This is a genomic window from Sinorhizobium saheli (genome assembly GCF_001651875.1).
GTDB classification, from domain to species: Bacteria; Pseudomonadota; Alphaproteobacteria; order Rhizobiales; family Rhizobiaceae; genus Sinorhizobium; species Sinorhizobium saheli.
The window spans coordinates 1-7,444 of the sequence record NZ_LNQB01000025.1 but is presented as its reverse complement, the minus strand read 5'-3'; the positions used below and the strand labels follow the sequence as shown (position 1 = coordinate 7,444).

Sequence of the window (7,444 nt, the reverse complement as noted above, 5' to 3'; positions counted from 1 at the left end):
CGACGACCGAAATAGGGATGCCAGCGATAGTGGACGACAACTTCTCGCCCGACATGGGCAGAATGTTCGGTAGATGGCAATAGGGCGCAAGAACTGGCTATTTGCTGGCGCTGACACCGGCGCGGAGACCTTGGCACGCGCCATGACGATCATCGAGACGGCCAAGATGAACGGCCTCGATCCGCAGGCCTATCTGGCCGACGTGCTCGATCGCATTCACGATCACAAGATCAATAGGCTCGACGAATTGCTCCCTTGGAATTGGGAGCCTTTCCCGTGAGCTGCGCAGAGGCCGCCTGATGGCAACCGTGACCCATGTGTTCAGCATCGACTACGTCGCCAAATTGCTCGAAGAAGATTCCGAACTCCTTCAGGCGATCGTCAGCAACGATGACAACCTGAGCTACGGCAGCATCATCAGCGTCTACACCGGGCAGGACGAGGCGATAACTTCGCTTACCCGTGGCGGAATTGAAGAGCTGGAGCAAATGCTTGCCCATGCTCGCCGCACCGCTGACGAATGGAACGACTTCCTCGAAGACTTCGTCGATGACGAGGAACTCATCGCTCGCATCAAAGCGAAATCTCCGCGGTAGCGACCGGGCGGTTACTGAGCAAGTCAGACGAGCGGTCGACATACACTGACCAAGAGGAATCGAATGCGTCAAGAAGTGTATCCGTAAAACATTTGTTGCACTCTGGTCCCGATTGGGATATGTTTTGCAGGTAGATCAGGTGCTGATGATGAGAGCAAACGGTCCCGGTGCCAGATCGATGAATCGGGCGCGGAAAACGAGCCCCCACTTGCCTGCAACGACCAATAACAGAGGGAACTTACATGAAGAGACTTGTGACGATCGTAGCGGCTGCCGCATCATTCGCGATGGTGTCGGTGGCGTTATCTGGTCAGGCCAATGCCGGTGCCGTACTAGATCGCGTGCTCAGCACAAAGACATTAACAGTCGCAGTGGGCACGGATTGGGGCAAGAATTCCTTCCTAGACGAGAAGCATGAACTCGTCGGTTACGACGTTGACGTTGCGAAGGAAATTGCGAAATCCATTGGCGTCGAAGCGAAATTCGTAACGCCCAGCTTCGATGTAATTCTCACGGGCAAGTGGGAGGGACGTTGGGATCTTGCAACTTTCATGGCTCCGCGGGTGTCACGCACCGAGAGGTTGTCTTTTCCGGCTGTCTACTTGTACTCTGATGTGATCGCAGTTGTTCACAAAGATAGCCAAGCGACAAAGCTTTCTGATCTTGACGGTAAGATTGTTGGCGCTGTCACTGGCACACAGGCTTCGCATTATCTCGACCACACGCTTACGCCAGATTGGGTAGGCGCAAAGCCAATCGAATTCGAGTTCAAGCCGGAGCCGAAGCTTTACCAGAGCACAAACGTTGCGCTGGACGACCTCCGCTTGGGCGATTGCATAAGGGTTTGCGCAGTTACGGAGGACGGCGGCATTTTGAGAGGCGCGATCGAAAGCGGATATCCAATCAAGGTTCTCGGCGTTCTGTTTACGTCGCCGTCGGCGCTTGTAACCCTGCCAGGGGACAAGGAGTTTGATGACAAGATTGCTGCCGCGGTTAAGAAGATGAAAGACGACGGGACGCTCGCGAAGTTGTCGGTCAAGTGGTTCGGCATTGATCGAACTGCTGAGAAATAGATGTCGAGATAGCGGCGGTCTGAGCTCCGGGCTGCCGCTTCTGGCCCCTCCGGAAATCAAGTGTGGCCGGCGGCCAGTCCTAGGCTTAGGAGCACAGCGGTAGGCGGAGCCTCCAACGCCTTCCGCCCTAGCGACGGCGGCGGAAGAACACTCTGGTAGACCGGAGATCGCGACCTTCCGTGCTGAACGCCCCGGCGATCTGGCCGGTTGCGCTGGAGGCGGTCAAACGCATCGACGCGCTGTTCGACATCGAGCTCGACATCAACGGACTTTCGGCCAGCGACTGGCTGCAACGGCGTCAGAAGGACAGCCGTCCACTCGCCGATGAGCTTGAGGCCTCGCTTCGATTTGAGCGAACAAAGCTGTCGCGCAATTCACCGGTCACCAAATCGATCGATACATGCTGAGGGCGCTAGCATGGCTTCACCGGATCTACCTGACGAACAATGCCGTCGAACGGGCGCTGCTGCGCGGCTTCGCTCTCCGCAGAATGGCACGGTTCTTTGCCGGCTGCGATCGTGGTGCCGATCGCGCGGCCTTTATGCCAAGGTTAATCCTGGCCGCCAAGCTAAACGACGTCGGTCTGGAGCCTGGCTCGGCGACGTCCTCGCTCGCATCGCCGACGTCCCGATCACCAAGCTCGTGCAATTCCTCCCGTGGAATTGGCAGTCGCCGATGTCCCTACAACGGGGTGCCTGCGGCCCTGCGCCGGATGGTTACGAGTGAATGCTCCCTCCTGCTTGCATCGCCAAATGATACGAGTGAATCACGAGCAGGAGAAGAAAACAAATGTTGCAATAAGGCCCGATGACGGATAAAGACGGCTGTGGCAAGGCATCGGCGCATCTGTCGGATCCAGAAGCAAATTCTACCGGCGTCATCAGCCAAAAATTCGAGCCAAAAGTGGAGGAGACCGGTCAATGGCAAACGAGAACGCTAAGTTGGGACGGCTTGTCGGAAGACGAATTGTGATTACGGGAGCAGCATCGGGAATTGGGCGAGCGACTGCTGAACTTTTTATAGCAGAAGGCGCGATCCCCGTTCTGCTCGATCTCAACGGTGCGGGCCTAAAGCAGACCATCGGTGAGGCCGAAGGGCTATGTTTTGAGGTCGACATCGTTGATGAAGTTGCTGTTCAGGATGTTGTCGACAAAGCGGCGAAGAAACTCGGAGGTTTAGACGGTCTCGTCAACTCGGCTGGCAACCTGCTACTAGGTCCAACAACTGAGTTCAGTTTCGGCGATTGGCGAAAGACCATCGACGTCAATCTTACCGGTACCTTCAACCTTGCAAAATGCTGTGCCCCGTTTCTAAAGAGGGAACGAAAATCGACCGTAGTTAATGTCTCTTCTGGCTCCGGCCTGCTGCCAAACTCGCCAGGTCAAGTGGCTTACGCGACGGCAAAAGGCGGTCAGGTCACATTGAGCAAGGCCTTAGCTGCCGACTTGGCGCCTGATGTTCGCGTAAATTGCGTCTGCCCAGGCTTGGTCGACACACCAATGGCGGCGGGACACCTTGGCAACTTCGGGAACTACGCACTCAAGCGGGTGGCCAAACCGTCTGAAATCGCGAATGCAATCCTGTTCCTGACGAGCGAAGAGTCCTCTTACGTAACTGGATCAATCTTAGCAGTCGACGGGGGCCGTACGTTTCATTAAGCGAGGTTCGTTTCCTCGCCTCACAGTCTTTGCTCCGGAGCTGATTAGGCTCCGGTCGCAGAGATACTATCGCGAATCGACCGAGGAAACGACACTTCATGAAGCTGTTGTCTTCGCAGAGTGCGGTGACTGCTGAGTGCCGTGGTTCGCTTCGCATGCGCAGGCTAGAAAACTGCCTGGTTTGGGGATGGAGAATGCTCGTGCGACAGTAGCCCGAGCAAAAAAGGGTCTTCTCCTCCGCGACGAGATCCGCGTGTGCAGCAGGCAGTGATTTCTTACATAGGTGAATTGCGGAATAACTACATGCCTTAACGGGCTAAGTTATGAGGATGCCAATATGCATGAGATTGGGAAAGACCCTTGGCGTTGGCCCGAGGAGCATTGGCGCAATCGCGTAAACCGCGTACGAGCAGGCAAGCGCCTAACACCGCCGTGGCCAGAGGGCAAGCGGTGCGCTGTCGCCCTGTCTTTCGATGTAGATCATGAAAGTCTCGAACTGGCCGACGGCGGAGAGTCAATCAGTCGGATGTCTATGGGTCAGTATGGGCACCGGCGCGGCATGCCGCGCGTTATGTCTATTCTCGGGCAGCACGACATCAAAGCTAGCTTTTTCGTTCCCGCAGTCGTTGCGCAACTTTATCCAGGCGAGCAGCGCCGGGTCAGCGACGAGGGCCACGAGATCGGTATGCACGGCTGGATTCACGAACTCAACTCGCTGCTTCCTCCCGAAGACGAGCGCGACCTTATGATGCGAAGTGCCGACACGCTCGAACTGATCACCGGCGCACGACCAGTTGGAATGCGAACGCCTTCCTGGGACTTCTCCGAGCACACCCTTTCGATCGCTCGCGAGATGGGGCTGCTCTACGACTCGTCCCTCATGGCAGATGATAGCTGCTATGAACTGATGCAGGATGGCGATCGGACAGGTGTGATCGAAATACCGGTAGAATGGATCCGCGATGACGCTCCGTATTTCTCAATGAGCGTTACGGCTCCACTTCGGCCACAAATGAGTCCAGAGGACGTATTCTCGATTTTTTTGCGGGAGTTTGAGCTTGCTTACAGTGAAGGTGAGATGTTTCAGTTGACAATGCATCCTCATCGGATTGGGTATCGATCTAGGATTTGGATTCTTGAGGAACTCATCCGTGTGGCCAAGTCCAAAGGTGATGTGTGGTTCGCCACTCACAGAGAGATTGCGGAGCATGCTTCAACCGCCTTATAGCGGCGCCGAAAAGATGCTCCGCGGGATTACCCACCCTATCGCGCTCCCGTGACGGCCAATTATCTGTGTGGCCTTCGGCTGTCCTTCTATTCGCTGATAGGTTTCGCCGCTCACCATGAGCTTCCCAGCATTACGCGATCCTATTGGGGAGCGCCTCAGCGACCAGCTTAGGTTTTTTCCGTTGCACTAGTTCGATAAGCCATCGTGAAGCATCTCTGCTTCGGCTTGCTCTGACATGTTGAAGAATAGAAGTTGCGCCAACCATTAACACGCCCCCAACATTTTATCTCCGGTACGGGGGATCACTCCAACCCAAGCAGAGGTACTTCATTTCAAGGCAGTCTTCGGACGCGCGCCACTCTATGCCATGTTCATTTGATGCTACGCAGACGAGATTCCACTCAGATTATATCCGGCCGAAGGGCGTTGAAAACGCGGGGTGCCTGTCAACTGTCTGAACTGATAGTTGAACGGGGGCGCGGCCTCAGTTAGGTCTGACGGGCCGTCCGGTTCTGCGGCCTGGGCTTCGGTGACGGAGCCCGGCTACCCGACTATGCGTACGGCAAAAGCGAGAAGCGGGTTGGCTGGCCACGCTGATTTGGACCCTGCACCTTCGCAATGCCACTCATGTTAAGCTGGTAAGCGATCAGCGCCTACCAACGAGAAGGCTGCACTGCTTGTCATACGGAAGCTATCGGCGTGGCGATCCGCAAAACGCCCTGTTAGTTGCAACGGCGTGGTCAAACCCTCTCAGTCCGTGAACCCGAGAGGAAGCATTCAGTGCCTGCAAGACCAAAGCGAGCGATTCAAATCGGCAAGCTCACTCTCTCGACGGCTACGCGATACGCGCATGCACATTCGGATCGTGCCGGTGATCGAACCCAAGCGGCGAGGCGGGAGGGATTCAGGCTGCGGTGCTTCGCCAAGCTTGCTGCAAAGGAGGTCCGGTGAAGCCCTCGTATAGCTCCAATCAATTTAGCTCGGTGAGGAAAAAGCAAACCCCATGCAGCGCGAAGATTCGCATTCGGCCTTCTCGGCGACGCTCGCTCCTCTTCGGAACCATGCGTTCCGTTCGATCTGGACGGCTACGCAAGTTTCAAGCCTCGGGTCTCTCGTGCAGACGACAGCTATCAGCTGGCTCATGGCGACGAATTCGTCCTCCGATCTGATGGTTGCGCTCGTGCAGGCCTCGTCCACAGTACCCGCATTCTTGCTGTCCATCCTCGCGGGTGCCGTTGCAGACAGTTTTAGCCGACGGGGGGTATTGCTTGCCGGGCACTGCTTGACCGCGTTCGCATCCATGACGCTGGCGATTTCTGTTGGGCTCGGCTTTGTCAGTCCATGGTTGATACTCGGGCTGGGTTTGTTGGCCGGGTGCGGCTTCGCGTTGAACGATCCAGCCCGGCATGCCTCTGTCGGCGACATCCTGGAAAAGCGTGATCTCCCGGCTGCAGTGACATTGATGTCGCTCGGGTATAACATCGAGCGAAGCCTAGGCCCGGCTCTTGGCGGTGTTATCTTGGCCTTCTTTGGACCACTTGCCGCTTTTGTGTTGGCTGCACTAAGTGATTTGGTCCCGCTTGCCGCAGTATTCCGTTCGAAATGGCAAGTTGGCGCTTCTCCGCTCCCGCGTGAGCCAATAATCACAGCTATTCGTGATGGAGTGCGTTTCACTGGGTTATCCTCGGAAATCAGAGCGGCAATCGCGCGCGGGACTTTGTTCGGCCTGGCGAGCATTTCCATTCTCGCGCTGCTCCCCCTGTTCGTCCGGGATCATTTGGAAGGTGGTCCTATTGCTTACGGCATTCTCTTGGCCGCTTTCGGCATGGGCGCTTTCACCGCCGGCCTTAGCAGCGGCTATTTGAGGCGAATTGTGTCTCAGGAACGTTTAATAGGGTCCGCTTCCGTCGGCTGTGCCTTATGTTGCCTTTCGCTTCCTCTTACATCGTCGCTTGACCTCGCCGCTGTTGCGTTGGCACTTGGTGGCGCCGGGTGGCTCCTCACTTGGACCGGAATTGACGTGTGCATACAGTTGGCGAGCCCGAGGTGGGTCGCCGGCCGCTCACTCTCCATTTACTATGCCCTCTCCTACGGTGGCATGGCCGCAGGCAGTTGGATCTGGGGCACTATTGCCCAGAACTACTCCCTGACCTTCGCTTTAGAGAGTGCAGCTGGAGCTCTGGCAGTTCTTGCTGCCGTCGCACTAGTCTTGCCAATACGATTGTGGGAAGAGTGGGATCAAGAGGTCACTGAATTCATACCACCGTCGCTGGCACTTAAATTGAAGCCCAGAAGTGGTCCTATAGTTATCAAAATTGACTATGTGGTAGCCGAGCAGGATCTCGATGCCTTTCTTGACTGTATGCGCGACCGGCGCCGGGTTCTCAGCAGGGCCGGTGCGCGAAATTGGACACTCCAACACAACCTGCAAAACCCTTCTCTTTGGGCCGAGACGTTCCGAACGCCGACGTGGATGGATTATCTCCGTCTGAACCATCGCCTTACTGCGGGGGACAAAATGGTGGGTGAGAGGCTTCTCAATCTGCACGATGGGGAGCGTTTTCCACAGACGACGCTTACAATCGAGCGGCTGACAACCTCACCTCGTAGGGCGGAACGGCCCGCGAGTTTCATGTCTCGTCGCTAACAAGGACGTGCCTTCAGCTAGGTTTACCAAGCCCGCCAGCATGGAGTTTAGACGGTAGTTATGACAGCACCCATCATTGCCGTTCGAAAGTGGAGTGCGCCCCTTGGGGCGCCCCACTCGGACCTGATCGGGACCATTTAAGCGCTCGCATCACCGCGGCAGTGAACCGCGCCGGGTTTGCCGGAGGCCGGTTGGTTTAAGTTATGCGGCCATGGCTGGCTCGTCCAGCATGGCGTAATACT

The 7,444-nt window shown here is 56.3% G+C and carries 5 protein-coding genes and 2 pseudogenes; all 7 read left to right on the top strand.

Annotated elements, in window-relative coordinates; genetic code table 11:
* Positions 1–73: 73 nt before the first annotated feature.
* A pseudogene (locus ATB98_RS00290) lies at positions 74–280 on the top strand (transposase domain-containing protein); the annotation flags it as partial.
* A gap of 19 nt (positions 281–299) precedes the next feature.
* Positions 300–596, top strand: coding sequence for a hypothetical protein (locus ATB98_RS00285; protein WP_066867584.1), 297 nt, complete (start codon positions 300–302; stop codon positions 594–596).
* 242 nt (positions 597–838) lie between these two features.
* Positions 839–1,669 carry a transporter substrate-binding domain-containing protein gene (locus tag ATB98_RS00280; protein ID WP_066867580.1) on the top strand — a complete coding sequence of 277 codons (831 nt, stop codon included), beginning with the start codon at positions 839–841 and terminating at the stop codon, positions 1,667–1,669.
* Between the two features lie 185 nt (positions 1,670–1,854).
* Positions 1,855–2,395: pseudogene (locus tag ATB98_RS29820) on the top strand (IS66 family transposase); the annotation flags it as partial.
* A 194-nt stretch (positions 2,396–2,589) separates the two neighbouring features.
* On the top strand, positions 2,590–3,327 hold the full coding sequence (locus ATB98_RS00270; protein ID WP_066867574.1) for an SDR family NAD(P)-dependent oxidoreductase: 738 nt from the start codon (positions 2,590–2,592) through the stop codon (positions 3,325–3,327).
* A gap of 526 nt (positions 3,328–3,853) precedes the next feature.
* Positions 3,854–4,555 (top strand): polysaccharide deacetylase family protein, encoded by a 702-nt coding sequence (locus ATB98_RS00265; protein ID WP_327197597.1) that lies wholly within the window; start codon positions 3,854–3,856, stop codon positions 4,553–4,555.
* 1,003 nt (positions 4,556–5,558) lie between these two features.
* Positions 5,559–7,202 (top strand): MFS transporter, encoded by a 1,644-nt coding sequence (locus tag ATB98_RS00260; protein WP_066867567.1) that lies wholly within the window; start codon positions 5,559–5,561, stop codon positions 7,200–7,202.
* Positions 7,203–7,444 lie beyond the last annotated feature (242 nt).

Coding starts and splice junctions, on each gene's coding strand:
- ATB98_RS00285 (WP_066867584.1), top strand. CDS start 300: ATGGCAACCGTGACCCATGTGTTCAGCATCGACTACGTCGCCAAATTG.
- ATB98_RS00265 (WP_327197597.1), top strand. CDS start 3,854: ATGTCTATGGGTCAGTATGGGCACCGGCGCGGCATGCCGCGCGTTATG.
- ATB98_RS00260 (WP_066867567.1), top strand. CDS start 5,559: ATGCAGCGCGAAGATTCGCATTCGGCCTTCTCGGCGACGCTCGCTCCT.
- ATB98_RS00270 (WP_066867574.1), top strand. CDS start 2,590: ATGGCAAACGAGAACGCTAAGTTGGGACGGCTTGTCGGAAGACGAATT.
- ATB98_RS00280 (WP_066867580.1), top strand. CDS start 839: ATGAAGAGACTTGTGACGATCGTAGCGGCTGCCGCATCATTCGCGATG.